18 protein-coding genes and 1 pseudogene are annotated in these 16,650 nt (G+C 74.2%); 8 read left to right on the forward strand and 11 right to left on the reverse strand.

Features of this window, described 5'->3' with window-relative positions; all coding sequences use genetic code 11:
• Positions 1-273: 273 nt before the first annotated feature.
• The 5 genes from ACFV3E_RS13045 to ACFV3E_RS13065 are packed head-to-tail and all read right to left on the reverse strand — an operon-like array spanning position 274 to position 4,039.
• Positions 274-645 (reverse strand): DUF4259 domain-containing protein, encoded by a 372-nt coding sequence (locus tag ACFV3E_RS13045; RefSeq protein ID WP_500534755.1) that lies wholly within the window; start codon positions 643-645, stop codon positions 274-276.
• A gap of 18 nt (positions 646-663) precedes the next feature.
• The gene (locus ACFV3E_RS13050) at positions 664-1,323 is read right to left on the reverse strand and encodes a response regulator (protein WP_500370901.1); all 660 of its coding nucleotides are present in this window, start codon (positions 1,321-1,323) and stop codon (positions 664-666) included.
• Between the two features lie 2 nt (positions 1,324-1,325).
• Positions 1,326-2,273, reverse strand: a complete 948-nt coding sequence (locus tag ACFV3E_RS13055) for a HAMP domain-containing sensor histidine kinase (protein ID WP_500534857.1) — start codon at positions 2,271-2,273, stop codon at positions 1,326-1,328.
• A gap of 55 nt (positions 2,274-2,328) precedes the next feature.
• The gene (locus ACFV3E_RS13060) at positions 2,329-3,549 is read right to left on the reverse strand and encodes a cation:proton antiporter (protein WP_500534756.1); all 1,221 of its coding nucleotides are present in this window, start codon (positions 3,547-3,549) and stop codon (positions 2,329-2,331) included.
• A gap of 4 nt (positions 3,550-3,553) precedes the next feature.
• On the reverse strand, positions 3,554-4,039 hold the full coding sequence (locus tag ACFV3E_RS13065) for a cation:proton antiporter regulatory subunit (protein ID WP_500534757.1): 486 nt from the start codon (positions 4,037-4,039) through the stop codon (positions 3,554-3,556).
• 321 nt (positions 4,040-4,360) lie between these two features.
• Here ACFV3E_RS13065 and ACFV3E_RS13070 point away from each other — a divergent pair, with 321 nt between their 5' ends.
• Entirely contained in the window at positions 4,361-5,128 is a 768-nt protein-coding gene (locus ACFV3E_RS13070) for a CAP domain-containing protein (RefSeq protein WP_500534758.1), read from the forward strand.
• A gap of 39 nt (positions 5,129-5,167) precedes the next feature.
• Here ACFV3E_RS13070 and ACFV3E_RS13075 read toward each other — a convergent pair whose 3' ends face one another.
• Together ACFV3E_RS13075 and ACFV3E_RS13080 are read right to left on the reverse strand one after the other, a co-directional pair.
• Positions 5,168-6,532, reverse strand: coding sequence for a sensor histidine kinase (locus ACFV3E_RS13075; RefSeq protein ID WP_500534759.1), 1,365 nt, complete (start codon positions 6,530-6,532; stop codon positions 5,168-5,170).
• A complete protein-coding gene (locus ACFV3E_RS13080) occupies positions 6,529-7,236 on the reverse strand; it encodes a response regulator transcription factor (protein ID WP_499510449.1) in 708 nt (235 codons plus the stop codon). Before ACFV3E_RS13080 ends, ACFV3E_RS13075 begins: the two co-directional genes overlap by 4 nt.
• Positions 7,237-7,272: 36 nt before the next feature.
• Here ACFV3E_RS13080 and ACFV3E_RS13085 point away from each other — a divergent pair, with 36 nt between their 5' ends.
• Both ACFV3E_RS13085 and ACFV3E_RS13090 read left to right on the forward strand, forming a co-directional pair.
• Positions 7,273-7,833 (forward strand): hypothetical protein, encoded by a 561-nt coding sequence (locus tag ACFV3E_RS13085; RefSeq protein ID WP_500534760.1) that lies wholly within the window; start codon positions 7,273-7,275, stop codon positions 7,831-7,833.
• A 34-nt stretch (positions 7,834-7,867) separates the two neighbouring features.
• Positions 7,868-8,482 (forward strand): flavin reductase family protein, encoded by a 615-nt coding sequence (locus tag ACFV3E_RS13090; RefSeq protein ID WP_500534761.1) that lies wholly within the window; start codon positions 7,868-7,870, stop codon positions 8,480-8,482.
• 75 nt (positions 8,483-8,557) lie between these two features.
• On the opposite strand, the gene ACFV3E_RS13095 is transcribed toward ACFV3E_RS13090, so the two are convergent.
• Positions 8,558-9,586: an aldo/keto reductase gene (locus ACFV3E_RS13095; RefSeq protein WP_500534762.1), complete on the reverse strand. Its 1,029-nt coding sequence runs from the start codon at positions 9,584-9,586 to the stop codon at positions 8,558-8,560.
• Between the two features lie 169 nt (positions 9,587-9,755).
• Between ACFV3E_RS13095 and ACFV3E_RS13100 the strand changes: the two genes are divergently transcribed.
• The gene (locus ACFV3E_RS13100; protein WP_500534763.1) at positions 9,756-10,346 is read left to right on the forward strand and encodes a TetR/AcrR family transcriptional regulator; all 591 of its coding nucleotides are present in this window, start codon (positions 9,756-9,758) and stop codon (positions 10,344-10,346) included.
• A gap of 7 nt (positions 10,347-10,353) precedes the next feature.
• Here ACFV3E_RS13100 and ACFV3E_RS13105 read toward each other — a convergent pair whose 3' ends face one another.
• Positions 10,354-11,031: a response regulator transcription factor gene (locus ACFV3E_RS13105; protein ID WP_500534764.1), complete on the reverse strand. Its 678-nt coding sequence runs from the start codon at positions 11,029-11,031 to the stop codon at positions 10,354-10,356.
• Entirely contained in the window at positions 11,019-12,194 is a 1,176-nt protein-coding gene (locus ACFV3E_RS13110) for a sensor histidine kinase (RefSeq protein WP_500534765.1), read from the reverse strand. Before ACFV3E_RS13110 ends, ACFV3E_RS13105 begins: the two co-directional genes overlap by 13 nt.
• Positions 12,195-12,363: 169 nt before the next feature.
• Between ACFV3E_RS13110 and ACFV3E_RS13115 the strand changes: the two are divergent.
• Positions 12,364-12,921: pseudogene (locus ACFV3E_RS13115) on the forward strand (polysaccharide deacetylase family protein); the annotation flags it as partial.
• 101 nt (positions 12,922-13,022) lie between these two features.
• Here the strand turns inward: ACFV3E_RS13115 and ACFV3E_RS13120 are convergent.
• On the reverse strand, positions 13,023-13,697 hold the full coding sequence (locus tag ACFV3E_RS13120) for a TVP38/TMEM64 family protein (protein ID WP_500534766.1): 675 nt from the start codon (positions 13,695-13,697) through the stop codon (positions 13,023-13,025).
• A 56-nt stretch (positions 13,698-13,753) separates the two neighbouring features.
• Between ACFV3E_RS13120 and ACFV3E_RS13125 the strand changes: the two genes are divergently transcribed.
• The 3 genes from ACFV3E_RS13125 (at position 13,754) to tuf (ending at position 16,542) form a co-directional block, all read left to right on the forward strand.
• Complete coding sequence (locus ACFV3E_RS13125; protein ID WP_500534767.1) at positions 13,754-14,461, forward strand: DNA alkylation repair protein; 708 nt, start codon at positions 13,754-13,756, stop codon at positions 14,459-14,461.
• The gene (locus tag ACFV3E_RS13130) at positions 14,458-15,105 is read left to right on the forward strand and encodes a class I SAM-dependent methyltransferase (RefSeq protein ID WP_500534768.1); all 648 of its coding nucleotides are present in this window, start codon (positions 14,458-14,460) and stop codon (positions 15,103-15,105) included. The genes ACFV3E_RS13125 and ACFV3E_RS13130 overlap by 4 nt, the downstream gene beginning before the upstream one ends.
• A 264-nt stretch (positions 15,106-15,369) precedes the next feature.
• Positions 15,370-16,542: an elongation factor Tu gene (gene tuf, locus ACFV3E_RS13135; RefSeq protein ID WP_500534769.1), complete on the forward strand. Its 1,173-nt coding sequence runs from the start codon at positions 15,370-15,372 to the stop codon at positions 16,540-16,542.
• The last annotated feature ends 108 nt before the right edge of the window (positions 16,543-16,650 follow it).

A 16,650-nucleotide genomic window follows, 5' to 3' on the forward strand; every position in this document is an offset into this window, starting at 1 on the left:
CCCCGCCGCCGAAGCTGCCGTACAACCCCGCCCCGCCCGGCCCGTCCTGCCTGCCCCGCCCGCTTGGACGCGGCGCTCGGCGCGCGCGGTGGTCACGTCCTGCGTTCGGCGAGTTCGGCCAACGCGTCGAAGGTGCGGACGAGGACCGCACGCCGCTCGGCGCGGTGCTCCGGCGAGGCCGCCCCGCCGCCGAAGCTGCCGTACAACCCCGCCCCGCCCGGCCCGTCCTGCCTGCCCCGCCCGCTTGGACGCGGCGCTCGGCGCGCGCGGTGGTCAGGTCCTGCGTTCGGCGAGTTCGGCCAACGCGTCGAAGGTGCGGACGAGGACCGCACGCCGCTCGGCGCGGTACTCCGGTGAGGGGGCCAGGTCGTCGATCGCCCCGTCCCACGCGGCGAGGAGGGCCGCCTTCCACTGCCGGACCGTCGCGGCCACGGGGAGCACCGCGCCCGCCCAGCCCTGGGTGGCGATCAGGTGCAGCAGCTCCACGTTGCAGGGCACGGCCACACCCCCGTACTCGTCGGGCTCCAGCGTCCCGGGGGCGCCGGCGACGGCGTCCTCGACCTCGCGGACCAGCCGCCCGGTGAGCAGTGACAGATGGTCCGCCGCCGTGTCCTCGTCGAAGTTGCCGCTGCCCCAGCCGCCCACCGTTCCTCGTTCCTCCGCTCAGGGTTCGATCAGCCCGGCCCGGATCGCGTACCGCGTGAGTTCCAGGCGGTCGCGCAGGCCCAGCTTCTGCAGGATGTTGGCACGGTGGCGCTCGACCGTCTTGGCGCTGATGAAGAGGATGTCCCCGATCTCCTTGGAGGTGTGCCCCTCGGCGACCAGCTTCAGGATCTCCTCCTCCCGGTCGGTGACGGCCCGCGCGGGCAGCGGCTCGCCCTGCCGGGCGCGTTCCAGGAGGTTGCGCACCAGCGCCGTGACCGCGCCCGGGTAGATGAACGGCTCGTCGCGCACGGCGGCGCGGCAGGCCTCCACGAGGTCCCGGTCGGCGACGGACTTCGGGACGTAGCCGCTGGCCCCGGCGCGCAGCGCCTCGAAGAAGAACTGCTCGTTGTCGTGCATCGTCAGCATGAGGATGCGCAGCCCGGGCCGTAGCCGGGACAGCTCGCGGGCCGCCTGGAGCCCGGTGAGACGGGGCATGGCGATGTCGAGGACGGCCAGGTCGAGTTCGTGGGCGCGGGCCTGCTCGATGGCCTCGGCGCCGTCCCCGGCCTCCGCGACGACGGTCAGGTCCGGTTCGTCGTCGAGGATCATCCGCACGCCGCGGCGCACCAGGGCGTGGTCGTCGGCGAGCAGGATCCGGGTCTTCGCCGCGTCGGGCACGGTCAGTGGTCCTCCTCGCGGGCGGGTACGTCGAGCCGCACCTCGGTTCCGCCGTCGGGTCCCGGACGGAGCGTGAGCCGCGCCCCGATGAGCAGGGCGCGTTCGCGCATCCCCCGGATCCCGGCGCCCTCCGGGGCGGCGCCGAGGCCCTTGCCGTCGTCGCGCACGGTCAGGCGCGCACCGGTGGCGGTGCGTTCCAGCAGGAGGTCGACCCGGCCGGCGCCCGCGTGGCGCGCGGTGTTGGTCAGGCCCTCCTGGGCTACCCGGTAGAGGACCAGCTCGGTCTGCTCGTCCAGGGCGGGCAGGTGGGGGTCGAGGCGGTGGCGCACGGCCAGTGCCGGGGAGGTGAACTCGGCGGTCAGCGCCCGCAGCGCGCTGGGCAGGCCGAGTTCCTCCAGGACTCCGGGCCGCAGCCGGCGCGCGATGCGTCGGATCTCCTCCAGGCCGGCGCGGGTGGTCTCGCGGACCTGGTGCAACTCCTCGCGCAGCGGGCCGGGCGCGAGTTCGGTGACGTGCTTGAGCTGGAGCAGCACCGCGGTGAGCGTCTGCCCGACCTCGTCGTGGAGCTCCTGGGCGATCCGCTGCCGCTCGGCCTCCTGGCCGGACAGCACGTGGGCGCTGCCGGCGGCCTGTTCGCTCTCCAGCCGGTCGAGCATGGTGTTGAAGGTCGTGATGAGTTCGGCGATCTCGCCGTGCCCGGCGGCGGACGGCCGGCGTCCGGGACGCAGCAGGTCCGCCGCCGCCATGGCCCGGGTCAGCCGGCGCAGCGGCGCCAGCCCGACCCGGAGCAGCACGGCGTTGGCGACCAGCATCGCGATCAGGCCCGCCACGACCACCGCCGCCTCGGCCGGCAGGACGGGGGAGGAGACCGTGACCGGCCCCAGCAGCAGCATCGTCGCCACCATCAGCACGACGGCGTTGAGCAGGAAGATCCGCCAGAACAGCGACACGGCCACGGGCCTCCTCTCGGGGGTGAAGCGGGCAACGGACAACGGGCGCGCGAGGTCAGTCCCCGGCGACGGCGGACGGGGTGCGCTCCGGCTCGGAGCCGCCCGTACGCGCCGCCGGGGCCCGGCGCCCGGTCAGTGCCCTGGCCAGCGGCTCGGTGTAGCGGGCCGTCAGCGGGCCGAATACCACCAGCAGCAGCACGTACGCTGTGGCCAGCGGGCCCAGCGCGGGCTCGATGCCGGCCGTGACCCCCAGCCCCGCGATGACGATGGAGAACTCGCCCCGCGCCACCAGCGCGCCGCCCGCCCGCCACCTGCCGCGCACCGCGACCCCGGCGCGGCGCGCCGCCCAGTAACCGGTGGCGATCTTGGTGAGCGCGGTGACCACCGCGAGCGCCAGCGCCGGCAGCAGGACCGGCGGGATGCTGGCCGGGTCGGTGTGCAGACCGAAGAAGACGAAGAACACCGCCGCGAACAGGTCCCGCAGCGGGCTCAGCAGCGAGTGGGCGCCCTCGGCGACCTCCCCGGACAGCGCGATGCCGACCAGGAACGCGCCCACCGCCGCCGACACCTGCAACTGCTGGGCGATTCCCGCCACCAGCAGCGTCAGGCCCAGCACGACGAGCAGCAGCTTCTCCGGGTCGTCGCTGGAGACGAACCGGGAGATCACGCGCCCGAAGCGGACCGCGACCAGCAGCACCAGGCCCGCGGCGCCCAGCGCCACGGCCAGCGTCACGCTGCCCGCCGCCCAGCCGACCCCGGCCAGCAGGGCGGTGAGGATCGGCAGGTACACCGCCATCGCCAGGTCCTCCAGGACCAGGATGCTCAGGATGACCGGCGTCTCGCGGTTGCCGAGCCGCCCGAGGTCACCCAGCACCTTCGCGATGACCCCGGAGGAGGAGATCCAGGTGACGCCCGCCAGCACCACCGCGGCCACCGGGCCCCAGCCGAGCAGCAGCGCCGCGACCGCGCCGGGCAGGGCGTTGAGCGCGATGTCGACCAGGCCCGACGGGTACTGCGTCCGCAGGTTCCCGATCAGGTCGCTCGCGGTGTACTCCAGGCCGAGCATCAACAGCAGCAGGATGACGCCGATCTCGGCGCCGATCGCCACGAACTCCTCGCTGGTGCCCAGCGGCAGGATCCCGCCCTCGCCGAAGGCGAGCCCGGCCAGCAGGTAGAGGGGGATGGGGGAGAAGCGCAACCGCCCGGCGACCCTGCCGAGCAGGCCGAGACCGAGGATGATGGCGCCGAATTCGATGAGGAAGACCGCGGAGTGCAAGGACTCACTCCCGCCCGAGTATCGCGGCGGCGGCCTCGACACCCTCACGGGTGCCGATGACGATCATCGTGTCGCCGCCGGCCAGGCGGAAGTCCGGGGCGGGGGAGGGGATCGCGTCCGCCCTGCGCAGCACGGCGACGATGGAGGCGCCGGTGTCCGTGCGCATCCGCGTCTCGCCGAGCAGGCGGCCGTTCCAGTACGAGGTGACGGGCAGTTCGATGCGCTCCGCGACCAGACCGAGGTCGGTCGTGTGCAGCAGGTTCGGGCTGTGGTGCGTCGGCATCAGCGCGTCGATCAGCGACATCGCCTCGGGCCCGGTCAGCCGCAGCGACTGCGCGCACGCGTCCGGGTCGTCGGCCCGGTACACGTTCACCGTCCGCGCACCGTCGCGGTGGGCGACCACCGACAGATGACGCCGGTCCCGCGTGGTGAGGTCGTACCGGACACCGATGCCCGGCAATGGTGTCGTGCTCATCCGCGGAGCAGGCACAGCTCGGTTCCCTTCACGGACGGCGTGCCGCCGCCCGGTTGCTCGTCCGTTTCGTCCCCCAGGGATCCTCATCCTTTCATCCGGGCGAACCGGGCCGGTATGGGTGCTGACACCCATCGCGGGCCCCGTGTGACGGTTCCCACACCCGGGACGGAAAAGGCCGGGAGAACCGGTGCCTTACCTGAGCGCAGCCTTATGTGTTCTTGAAGATCCGCTCCCGACCGGCGAGTTCTCCGCCTCGGGCGCCTAGGGTCACAGTGCCCGGCACACCGCGTTCGGACGTGCCCGGTGCAGTTCCCGTCGTCCGGAGGTACCCCGCGCATGAGTTCCCACAGGAAACGACACCGCGCCCGTCGCGCCCCCTCGGCGCGGTCCTGGCCGCTGGCCGCCGCGGTGGCGACGGTCGCCGCGGGCGCCCTGGTCGGGGTCGGTGCGCAGTACGGGAACAACGGCGGCAAGGACGAGGCCTCGCTGGCGGCCGGCGACCGGGAGGCCGACGACCCCGTCGCGTCCGACGCGCGCCCGGAGACCGCGAGCCCGAGCCCGACGACCGCGAGCCCCAGCGCCTCCGCCACCCCGGAGCGGCGCAAGCCGGCCTCGCGGCCCACCCGCACCCCGCGGCCCTCCGCCACGCCGACCCGTACGGTGGCCCCGTCACCGGCCTCGACGACGGTCGCGGCGCAGCCCTCGCGGTCCGGCGCCGACGACTCGGTGGTCGAGGAGATCGTCCGGCTGGTCAACGTCGAGCGCGCCTCCGCCGGATGCCGCCCCGTGACGCTGGAGGACCGGCTCACCGAGGCCGCCCAGGACTACACGGACGTGATGGCCCGCTCGGGCGAGCTCTCCCACACCGGGCCCGACGGGTCCACCATGGCCGGGCGCGTCGAGGCGGCCGGGTACCCGTGGTCGGCCCTCGGCGAGAACATAGCCGTGGGCCAGCGGACCGCCGCCGCCGTGATGGACGCCTGGATGCACAGCGAGGGGCACCGGGCGAACATCCTCAACTGCAACTTCGAGCAGATCGGAGTCGGCGTGAACACCTCGTCCAACGGTCCCTGGTGGACCCAGGACTTCGGTACGCCCCGCTGAACCGCCGACCGGCCGGTCAGCTGGGGCGGCCGGTCGGCCTCAGGCCGGGTGCGGGTGACGCCTCGCGCGTCGGGCCGCTTTCCTTCCCCCCACAGGCGGCCCGCCGGCGAGCCCGAGCGTCACCCGCACCCTCGTTCCGCCCAGCGGGCCCCTGGTGATCTCCATTCCCCCGTCGCAGGCGGCCGCGGCCCGCTGCACGATGTCCAGGCCGAGGCCGGTGGAGCCGCCGACGCTCACCCCGCGGGCCCGGGCGGTGTCCGGGTCGCGGATCCCCGGCCCCGCGTCGTCCACCGTGAGCAGCACCGTCCGGGCGGCGGTCCGCTCCACCGTCACCGCCAGCGCGGTGCCCTGCGGGGTGTGCCGGAACACGTTGCCGATCAACGCGTCGACGACCGCCGCGAGGTCGTCCTCGCCGAGCGGGACCGCGGTCGCCTCCGCGGTCGCCTCCAGCCGGCACTCGCGCTCCTGCTGCGCCGCCAGGACGGACCAGAACTCGACCCGGCCGCGCACCACGGCCGACGCGTCGCACTCCTGCGCGCGGCCCGGGCGCTCGGGCGAGGCCGACAGCGGCGTGCGGGCCGCGTCGATGATCGAGTCCAGCTCGCTCTCCAGGTGCGCGATCGCGGCCTCCAGGTCCTCGCCCCGGTAGCCGGGGACCTGCGCGGCGATCCGCTCGGCCTCCAGCTGCAACCGGGTCAGCGGGGTCCGCAGGCGGTGCGAGAGGTCGGCGACCAGTTCCCGTTCCATGGCGAGCAGTTCGACGACCCGGTCGGCCATCGTGTTGAAGGCCACCCCGGCCTCCTGCAGCTCCGGCGGCCCCTTGGGCTCCACCCGGATGCCCAGTTCCCCCGCGCCGAGCGAGCGCGAGGCGCGGGACAGACCCTGGGAGGCGCGCACCACGCGCGCGCCCAGCCGGTCGGCGACCAGCACCGACCCCGCCACCAGGCCCAGCGCCAGCAACGCCATCATCGCCCAGGACGCCGTCACCCCGCGGTCCAGGTCGGCGCGGGGGACGAAGGCCTCCACCACCGCCACCCGGTCCCGGGCCAGGATCACCGGCTGGAGGTAGACCCAGCCCGCGGAGGTGTCCGTTGCCACGGTCCGGCGTCCGTCGGCCACCCGGTCGAGGGCCTCCTGGGAGGCGTGCACCTTTCCCACGACCTGCCCGTCGGGCAGCCGCACGCTCAGGTGGTCCCCCGAGTCCAGCCCGGCCACCGCCTGCTGGACGTCCGCGGGCCGCGTGGTGAGGGCGAGCACCGGCGCCAGCGCCGCGGCCCGCTGCTCGGCGACCGTGGTCGCCCGCGAACGGGCCTCGGACTGCACCAGCAGCGCCAGCGGGATCAGGAAGGACAGCGCCACCATCGACGTCACCGCCAGCGCCACCCCGGCCAGGGCGCGTCTCATCGCGGCGTCACCAGCTTGATGCCGACGCCCCGCACGGTGTGCAGGTAGCGCGGCTGCGAGGCCCGCTCGCCCAGCTTGCGGCGCAGCGCCGACAGATGGACGTCGATCGTCTGGTCCTCCACGTACGCCTGCTGCCACACGTCCGCCAGGATGCGGCTGCGCGGCACCACGCGGTCCGCGTGCTCCGCCAGGTAGGCCAGCAGGTCGAACTCCCGGCGCGTCAGCCGCAGTTCCCGCCCGTCGTGGTACGCCACCCGGGCCGGTACGTCGATCAGCAGACCGCCCACCCGCAGCGCGCCGGCCGCGCCCTCCGGGGCCGGGCCCTGCGGCTGCGCCGGCGCCATCGCCGAACGGCGCAGCACCGCCGTCAGACGGGCCACCAACTGGCCCCCGGAGAACGGCTTCACCAGGTAGTCGTCGGCGCCCGCGTTCAGCAGCCGGATCACCTCGCTGTCGTCGTCGCGCGCGGTCGTGACGAGGACCGGGACCCGCGAGATGCCGCGCAGCATCCGCAGCACGTCCACCCCGTCCAGGTCCGGCAGCCCGAGGTCGAGCACCACGGCGTCCGGGGGGCGCTGCGCGGCCTGCCGCAACGCCTCGAAGCCGTAGGCCGAGCTGTGCACCATGTGGCCGTGCGCGGTCAGCACCTCGACCAGCCGCGCGCGTATCGCGGGGTCGTCCTCGACCAGGAGTACGGATGCCATGTGGAGGGACAGTAGCCGGTCGGGAAAGATGGCGGCGTGCCCCGGTACCTGCGCTACGTCGTCATATGGCTCTCGTGCACCGCCGTCAGCGTGACCGCGGTCATGCTCACCGTGGGCTTCGTGGTGGGCTCGACCCGCCCGACGCCGCCCGTCGCGCGGGACATCCCCGAGAGCGCGCTCGCCGGCGGCAGCCCGTCCCCCGCGCGGCCCTCGCCGTCACGCACCGCGCCGGTGTCCCCCGCCGCGAAGCGCACCCCCGGCCCCACCGTGCGCCGGCCCACCCGGACCCCGGTCCGGCCGGCCACCACCGCGCCCCCCACCCGCACCGCCCGCCCCTCCGCCACGCCCGTCGACTGCGGGACCGGCGGCGCCGGGGTCCACACCCTCCAGTCCCAGGGCGGCCAGGCCTCGGTGCGCTTCGGCGAGGACGCCGTGTGCCTGGTCTCCGCCGTGCCCGCCAGCGGGTTCACCGTCTCCACCCGGCGTGACGGGGCGCAGCAGCTCACGGTGACCTTCTCCGGCGACCGGCACCGCTCCGAGATCGTCGCCACCACCACCCCGCAGAGCAAGGCGACCATCCGCGAGGTGTCCTGGTGACCGGGCGCGGACGGCGACCGGGATACTGGGCGCCATGCGTATCGACTTCGATCCCGAGGCCATGGGCCGGACCCCGTTCTACAAGCTCCTGACCTCGGTGGTCGTCCCGCGCCCCATCGCCTGGGTCTCGACGCTCAGCGAGGCGGGGACGGCCAACCTCGCCCCGCACTCCTTCTTCACCGTCGCCTGCGTCAGCCCGCCGGTCGTGCAGTTCACCTCGGTGGGGCGGAAGGACTCGCTGCGCAACATCGAGGAGACCCGGCAGTTCGTGGTCAACCTCGCGCCCGAGCACCTCTTCGAGCAGATCAACGCCACCGGCACCGACTTCCCGCGCGGCGTCAGCGAGTTCGACGCGGTCGGCATCGCCCGTGAGCCCAGCCGCGCGGTCAAGCCGCCGCGCGTCGCGGCCTCGCCCGTCGCCCTGGAGTGCGAACTGCACAGCACGGTCACCCTCGGCGACTCGACCGTGGTCTTCGGCCGCGTCGTCCACGCCGCCGTCTCCGAGGCCGTGATGATCGAGGGCCACCCCGACGTGCGCAAGCTCCGCCCGCTGGCCCGCCTCGGCAAGGACGAATGGGGCACGACCGGCGAGGTCCTGGAGATCTCCCGCATCCGCTACGCCGACTGGCCGGGCGTCACCCAGGGCTGAGCGTCGTCCCGCCGTACGTCCGGCGCGGACCGGTCGTCCGGTCCGCGCCGTACGACCGGTCCGGGCCCGTGGGCGTCACGGACGGCTGCGGCGGCGCAGGGACGGGTCGAGCAGTGCGGGCGGGGTGTCGAACTTCTCGTGCGGGGCGAGGTCGACGCCGGGGGCGACGATCGCGTCGATCGCGTCCAGCACGTCGGCGGAGAGCACGGTGTCCGCGGCGGCCAGGTGTGCCCGCAGGTGGTCCGGTGTACGCGGGCCGATGATCGCGGCGGTCACGGCGGGGTGCGCCGTCACGAAGCCGAGGGCGAGCTGGACCATGGTCAGTCCGGCCTCGGCCGCGAGTGCGGCCAGCTTCTCGACGGCGTCGAGCCTGGCCCGGTTGGCGGGGAGGGCGGTGTCGAAGCGTTCCGGCAGGAACGTGGAGCGGCTGGTGGTGACCGGCCGGCCCTCGCGGACCGCGCCGGACAGCCAGCCCGAGGCCAGCGGGCTCCACGCCAGCACGCCCAGGCCGTACTCCTCGGTGACGGGCAGCACATGGGTCTCCACGGCGCGCTGCAGGATCGAGTAGCCGGGCTGTTCGGTGACGTACCGGCTCAGGTGGTGCTCGCGGGCGGCCCACTGGGCCTGCACGATGCGGTACGCGGGGAAGGTCGAGGAGCCGAAGTGGCGGATCTTGCCCGCGCGTTGCAGGTCGGTCAGGGCCGACAGGGTCTCCTCGTCGCCGGTGGCCGGGTCCCACCGGTGGACCTGGTAGAGGTCGACGTGGTCGACGCCGAGCCGGCGCAGGCTGTCCTCCAGGGCCGTGACCAGCCAGCGGCGGGAACTGCCGCGGTGGTTGCGCTCGTCGCCCATCGGCATGCCGGCCTTCGTGGCCAGCACGATGTCGTCGCGGCGGCCGGCGAGGGCCTTGCCGACCATCTCCTCCGACTCCCCGGCGCCGTACATGTCGGCGGTGTCGATGACGTTGATCCCGGCCTCGAGGGCGGCGTCGACGAGGGCGGTGGCCTCGTCCTGGGTGGTGCGCCCGATGCTGCCGAAGTTCATCGCGCCGAGCGCGAGGGAACTGACCTGCACACCGGTGCGGCCGAGGGTGCGGTACTGCATGACCGTGTTCTCCCTTGCGGGTGGGGTGGGGTGGCTGCGTGCGGCGGAAGCGCGCACGACTTGGTCCCGGGGCGTAGGCCCTGGCATGATGGGCAAACGGAACCTTGTTCCGTTAACGATACGGAACGAGGTTCCGGTTGGCAAGGCCGGTCGTGGAAGGAGTGGCACGGTGGTGGACGGCGACAAGGGCACGGGGCGGGCGCCGCGGTCCAAGCGGGCCGACGCCCGGCGCAACGAGGAGACCCTGCTCGAGGCGGCCGCCGCCGCCTTCGTCGCCTCGGGCGTGGAGGCGCCGGTGCGCGACATCGCCGCGAGGGCCGGCGTCGGGACGGGCACGATCTACCGCCACTTCCCGACCCGGGCGGATCTGATCATCGCCGTCTACCGGCACCAGGTCGACGCGTGCGCCGAGGCCGGACCCGCCCTGCTGGCGAGCAGCGCGACCCCGCACGCCGCGCTGGCGCGATGGATCGACCTGTTCGTCGACTTCCTGGTGACCAAGCACGGACTCGCCGCGGTGCTGCAGTCCGACAGCGCCGGCTTCGAGACGCTGCACGCCTCCTTCCTCGACCGCCTCGTGCCCGTGTGCGCCGGGCTGCTCGACGCCGCCGCCGCGTCCGGCGAGATCCGCTCCGACCTGGAGGCGTACGCGCTCATGCGCGGCGTCGGCAACCTCTGCATCGGCGCGGACAGCGATCCCCGCTACGACGCGCGACGCCTGGTCGGGCTCCTCGTCACCGGGCTGCGCCAGGCGGACTGACCCGCCGTCAGGCGAGGCCCGCCCGGTACACCACCAGGGCGATCTGGACCCGGTTGTTCAGATCGAGCTTGGTGAGGATGTGGGACACATGTGCCTTCACCGTGGGGACGCTCATGTACAGCGACGCCGAGATCTCGGCGTTCGTCCTGCCCTGTGCCACGGCGAGCGCCACCTCCCGCTCCCGCTCCCCCAGGAGGCCGAGCAGCCGCTCCGCCTCGCCCCGGTCGTCGGGGCGCGCGGCGGTGCCCTCGTCACCGGCGGCGGTGACGGCGCCGATGAGTTGTTCGACGGCGGCCGGTGACAGGACCGGTTCGCCCGCCACGACGTTCCGCACCGCGGCGACGATCTGGGCGGGGGGCGTGTGCTTGAGGACGTAGCCCGCCGCCCCGGCCCGCAACGCCTCCAGGACGTAGCCGTCCGTGGTGAACGTGGTCAGGATCAGCACCTCCGGCGGCCGGGGCCTGCGCCGCAGAGCGGCGGTGGCGCTCAGGCCGTCCATCCGCGGCATGCGGATGTCCATCAGGACGAGGTCGGGCCGGTGCGCGTCGACCAGCGGCAGGACCTCCGTACCGTCCGCCGCCTCGGCGACCACCTCGACGTCCTCCGCCCCGGCCAGCATCATGCGCAGGCCGGAGCGCACCAGCGGGTCGTCGTCCACGATCAGGACGCGGGTCACCTGGTCCATGGCAGCCAGATCTCCAGGGCGAAGTCGGTGGCGGTGACGGTACGGCGCATGCTGCCGCCGGCCAGGACCGCCCTTTCGTTCATCCCGACCAGGCCCTGGCCGGCGCCTTCGGGACGTGCGGTGCGTTCCTGCGGCACCGGGTTGCGGGCCGTGACGGTCAGCCCCTCGCGGGCCCCGCCCGTCAGCGACAGCCGCAGCGGGCCGTCCGGCGCGTGCTTGCGGTGGTTGGTGAGGGCTTCCTGCAGGATGCGGTACGCGGCCCGGCTCGTGGTGGGGTCCATGGTGGCCAGGTCCTCCGTGTCCCGGTGCACCTCGACGGTGGCGCCGGCCGCGCGCGACTCCTCGACCAGTCGGTCCATGTCGGCCACGGCGGGCTGCGGGGGCTCGGTGTGCGCGTTGACCGTGGGGGTGCGCAGGACGCGCAGCACGTCCTGGAGGTCCTCCAGGGCCTGTCCGGCGCTCTGCCGGATGACACCGGCCGCCTCGGCGACCTGGGCGGGCGACGCCGTGGGATGGAACTCCAGCGCCCCGGCGTGCACGCTGAGCAGGGTCAGCCGGTGGGCCAGCACGTCGTGCATCTCCCGGGCGATCTCCTCCCGGGCGTGCTGCCGGGCCTGCCCGGCGCGCAGGTCCGCCTCCCGCTCCGCCCGCTCGGCCCTCTCCCGCACACCGGCCACGTACAGGCCCCAGCCGACGGCGCCGCCCACGAACGCCACGGCCGACACGGCCGTGGCGGAGATGAGGGGCCCGGAGTACGAGGCGCGCACGAACTGCGCCGGGACCGGCAGCAGGGCCACCACGGTGACCAGGAGCGTGGTGCGCAGGGGGCGCGTGGCGGCCACGGTGAACAGCGCCACCAGCAGCGGCACGACCACGGGCCACACGACCGACAGCGCCACCAGGACCAGGGCCAGCACGACCGGGTGACGCTTGCGCCAGAACAGTGCCGCGCAGGCCAGCAGCGGGATCAGCGCCGTCTGGGACGGCCGCCAGGAGATCGGCAGCAGCGAGGTGAGCAAGGCACCGCTGGACAGTTGCGGGTACACGTGCAGACCCGACTGCTGGACCCGCACGACGAAGAGCGTCAGCCCGGCGGCCGCGACCACCACGCCCGCGTCCACGACCCGCGGGTGCCCGAGCAGGGCCCGTCTCACATCGATCACGCACGCAACCGTAAACGCCGTCCCCGGTCCGCATCAAAACATACGGGCACCCTTGATGGACTTCTATACCAAAGTATGGGGACGCCCGCTGCGCATCGTCCCTTCGGACGGAAAAGGCGTATACCCGCAGTCGAATTCCGGGTCTCCCGCGGTCCTTGCCTTTGCGGCCATGAATTCCAGGAAATTCTCCCGACGCCTCACCCGGGCCGGAGTTCCCGCCGTACCGCGGCCGGGGACCCGGGTCGCCGTGGTGCCGGCCGCCGTCGCCTCCGTCGCCGTGATCAGCGGATGCAGCACCCTCCACGGAGTGACGTCACCGGCCGGCGCACGCGCCGCCGCCCACCGCGCGGCCCGGCCCGGCAGCCACCGCCCCGCCCCCGACTGCACCGTCGGGAAATGCGTGGCGCGCACCTTCGACGGAGGGCCCGGCGCCACCACGCCGGTACTGCTGGACATTCCCGCGGAGAAGAAGGTCCGCGCCACGTTCTTCGCCCAGGGGAAAGGCCACACGGACACCTATCCGCAGACCCTGCGGCGCATGGCGCGCGAAGGCCACGAAATAGGCAACCACACCTGGTCGCACAAGGTGCTCACGGAACTGGACGCGCGGCAGGTGTGCGACGAGCCGACCCCGGTCGCGAACGACGTCCGCAGGATCACCGGACACGCCCCCACCCTGATGCGCCCACCGCAGGGCCGCACCGACGACGACGTCTCGGCGGTCATGCGCGAGCTGGGCCGTCTCCGAGCTGATGGCTCCCGCCGTACCGCGCCCCGGCACGGTCTACCGGCCGTGACGGTGGCCCTGGCGTCCGCGCCCCCGGAGGGTCAGCGCTTGCGGCGGCTGCGGGCGGCGACGACGACGGCGGCGAGGCCGGTGACCGCGATGAAGCCCATCGCGACGAGGAAGACCGGTGACGTCGGTGTCGCGGCGCGGCTGCCGGCGATGACGTAGGCCGCCGTGTTGGGCACGCTGCCCAGCGCCGTGGCCAGCAGGAAGGGCGCGAGGCGCATCCGCGAGACCGCCGCGCTGTAGTTGGCCGCCGCGAACGGCACCCCGGGGAAGAGCCGCATCGCCAGCATCGTGCGGAAGCCGTGCTCGCTGAGCTGGCGGTCCGCGGCGAGCAGCACCCGGCCGCGGAGCAGCGGGCGCAGCGCGTCCCGCCCGAGGAGGCGGCCGAGGACGAAGGCGAGGCCGGCGCCGAGCACCGTGCCGGCGAGGGCCGCGGGCAGTCCGGCCTGGGCACCGAAGAGCGCTCCCGCGCCGATGTTGAGCAGGGGGCGCGGTACGAAGGCGAGGGCGCAGAGCCCGTAGCCCGCGGCGAAGAGCACCAAGGCCGCGGCGCCGGTGAGTTGCGCGGGCCAGCCGTGCGCGAGCAGCCGCTGGGGCTCCCACACCAGCACCGAGGCCGCGGCCCCGGACAGGAGGACGACCAGCAGCGACAGCCGGGCCCACGACGCCGGTCGCGAGCGCGGTCGGGAGAGGACGGTGACCTCGGACATCCCGCGAGCCTAGCGGAGGAGGATGTCGCTCCGGTGCCGCCGCGTACCGTAGGGCCATGGCCCCTCCCGCCCCGGTCCTGCCGGACAGCGCCCTCGCCGATCTCGTGCTGCCACGGCTGACCTCGGCCTACGGTGCCGCCGCCGACCCGGTGCGGGCCGCCTCGGCGGCGGCGTACATGCGGGACGCGTTCCCGTTCCTCGGAATCGCCACGCCGGCCCGGCGAACCCTGTCCCGCGCCGTGCTCGCGGGCACGCCGCGGCCGGACGAGGCCGACTGCACGGCCGTGGGCCTGCGTTGCTGGGCGCTCCCGGAACGGGAGTACCGCTACTTCGCCGTCGACTACCTGCGCCGTCACGTGGGGCGCTGCTCCCCGGACTTCCTCGGCACGGCCCGGCACCTGATCACGACGGAGCCGTGGTGGGACACCGTCGACCTGCTCGCCGCGCACGTCGTCGGACGGCTCGTGGCCGCCGACCCCGCCCTGGTGGACGTGATGGACGAGTGGATCGCCGGCGAGGACCTCTGGCTCGCCCGCACCGCGCTGCTGCACCAGTTGACGTACAAGGCGGACACCGACCCCGGCCGGCTGTTCCGCTACTGCCTGCGTCAGGCGGACCACCGGGACTTCTTCGTCCGCAAGGCGATCGGCTGGGCACTGCGCGAGTACGCCCGCACCGATCCCGGCGCCGTGCGGACGTTCCTCGCGGAAGCGGGGGAGCGGCTGTCGCCGCTGTCGGTACGAGAGGCGGGGAAGCACCTGTGAGCGGGACCGACGGGCGCGGCCGGGTGCGCCGCAGCTACGACACCGTGGCCGAGGAGTACCGGGAGCGCATCGGGACCGAGTTGGCGTACAAGCCGCTGGACCGGGCCCTGCTGGCGGCCCTCGCCGAGCAGACCGCGGACGGCGCGCCCGTGGCGGACCTGGGGTGCGGCCCCGGCCACGTCACGGCGTGGCTCGCGGAGCGCGGGGCGCGGACCGTGGGCATCGACCTGTCGCCGGGAATGGTCGCGCTCGCCCGCCGCGAGCACCCCGGGGCCGAGTTCCGCGAGGGCGACCTGCTCCGCCTCCCTGCGGCGGACGGCGAGTTCGGGGCGGTCGTGGCGCTCTACGCGGTGGTCCATCTGACGCCCGGTGAACTGCGGGCGGCGTTCGGCGAGATGCGGCGCGTGCTGCGTCCGTCCGGGCGGGTGCTCGTGGCCTTCCACGTCGGGACGGAGATCCGGCACGTGACGCAGTGGTGGGGGCACGAGGTCGACGTCGACTTCCACTTCCACGACCCCGGGACGGTCACCGAGGCGCTGACCGACGCCGGGTTCGAGGTGGAGGCGCTGCTGGAGCGGGCCCCCTACCCGCAGGAGACGGAGACCCGGCGCGCCTACGTCCTGGCCCGCGTCAGCGGGGCGTGAGGCGGCCCGCCGGAAAATCGTTCGACCGACGGCCGTGCCGTACCCGATCATCGACGGCATGTCCCGGTACGCCTTCAGCGCAGATACGTCCGCAGTCGCGGACGCGCTGCAGGCTGCCCCGGCACAGGCTTTCTCGGCCAACGCGTTCGGCGGCGCCCGAACCTGACCCTTCCCGGACAGTCCGGCGGACCCCGCAGGGGGAGGGTCGGCACGGTCCAGGGGTCCCGCACGCGAGGCGATGAATCGACTTACCGAGGAAGCAACATGCCCAAGCAGGCGTACGTGCGCACCAAGCCGCACCTGAACATCGGGACCATGGGTCACGTCGACCACGGCAAGACCACGCTGACCGCCGCCATCACGAAGGTGCTCAGCGCCCGCGGCTCCGCCGCGTTCGTGCCGTTCGACCGGATCGACAAGGCCCCGGAGGAGGCCGCGCGGGGGATCACGATCACCATCGCGCACGTCGAGTACGAGACGGACACCCGGCACTACGCGCACGTCGACATGCCCGGTCACGCCGACTACGTGAAGAACATGATCACCGGCGCGGCCCAGCTCGACGGGGCGATCCTCGTCGTCTCCGCCCTCGACGGCGTCATGCCGCAGACCGCCGAGCACGTGCTGCTCGCCCGCCAGGTCGGCGTCGAGCACATCGTGGTGGCGCTCAACAAGGCCGACGCCGGCGACCCCGAACTCCTCGACCTGGTCGAGCTGGAGGTGCGCGAGCTGCTGTCCGCCCAGGGGTACCCGGGCGACACGCTGCCCGTCGTACGGGTGTCGGGCCTCAAGGCGCTGGAGGGCGACCCGCGGTGGACGTCGGCGATCGAGGCGCTGCTCGACGCGGTCGACACCCACGTGCCGATGCCGCACCGCTACACCGACGCGCCCTTCCTGCTGCCGGTGGAGAACGTGCTGACCATCACCGGGCGCGGCACGGTCGTCACCGGCGCCGTGGAGCGGGGCACGGTGCGGGTCGGCGACCGCGTGGAGGTGCTCGGCGCGGAGACGGCGAGCGTGGTGACCGGTCTGGAGACCTTCGGCAAGCCGATGGACGAGGCCCAGGCCGGCGACAACGTGGCGCTGCTGCTGCGCGGTGTGGCCCGGGACGTGGTCCGGCGGGGACACGTGGTGGCCGCGCCGGGCAGTGTCACGCCGAGCCGCCGGTTCCGGGCGCGGGTCTACCTGCTGCCGGCCGCCGAGGGCGGGCGGCGCACTGGGATCGCCAGCGGCTACCGTCCGCAGTTCTACGTCCGCACCGCCGACGTCGTCGGCGACGTGGACCTGGGCGAGGTGGGGGCGGCCCTGCCGGGGGCGACCGTCGACATGACGGTCGAGCTGGGCCGGCCGGTGCCGCTGGAGCCGGGGCTCGGCTTCGCGATCCGTGAGGGCGGCCGCACCGTCGGCGCGGGCACCGTCACGGCGCTCGCCGAGTGAGCGCGGGGGTGCGGGGGGGGGGCCCCCCCCGGCCGCCGCCCGCCGGGGTGGTACCCGCCGGGGCCCGGGGTGTTCAGGGAGGCCGGGGTGCGAACCACCCCCCCCACC

The organism is Streptomyces sp. NPDC059718 (assembly GCF_042733315.1).
Lineage (GTDB): Bacteria > Actinomycetota > Actinomycetes > Streptomycetales > Streptomycetaceae > Actinacidiphila.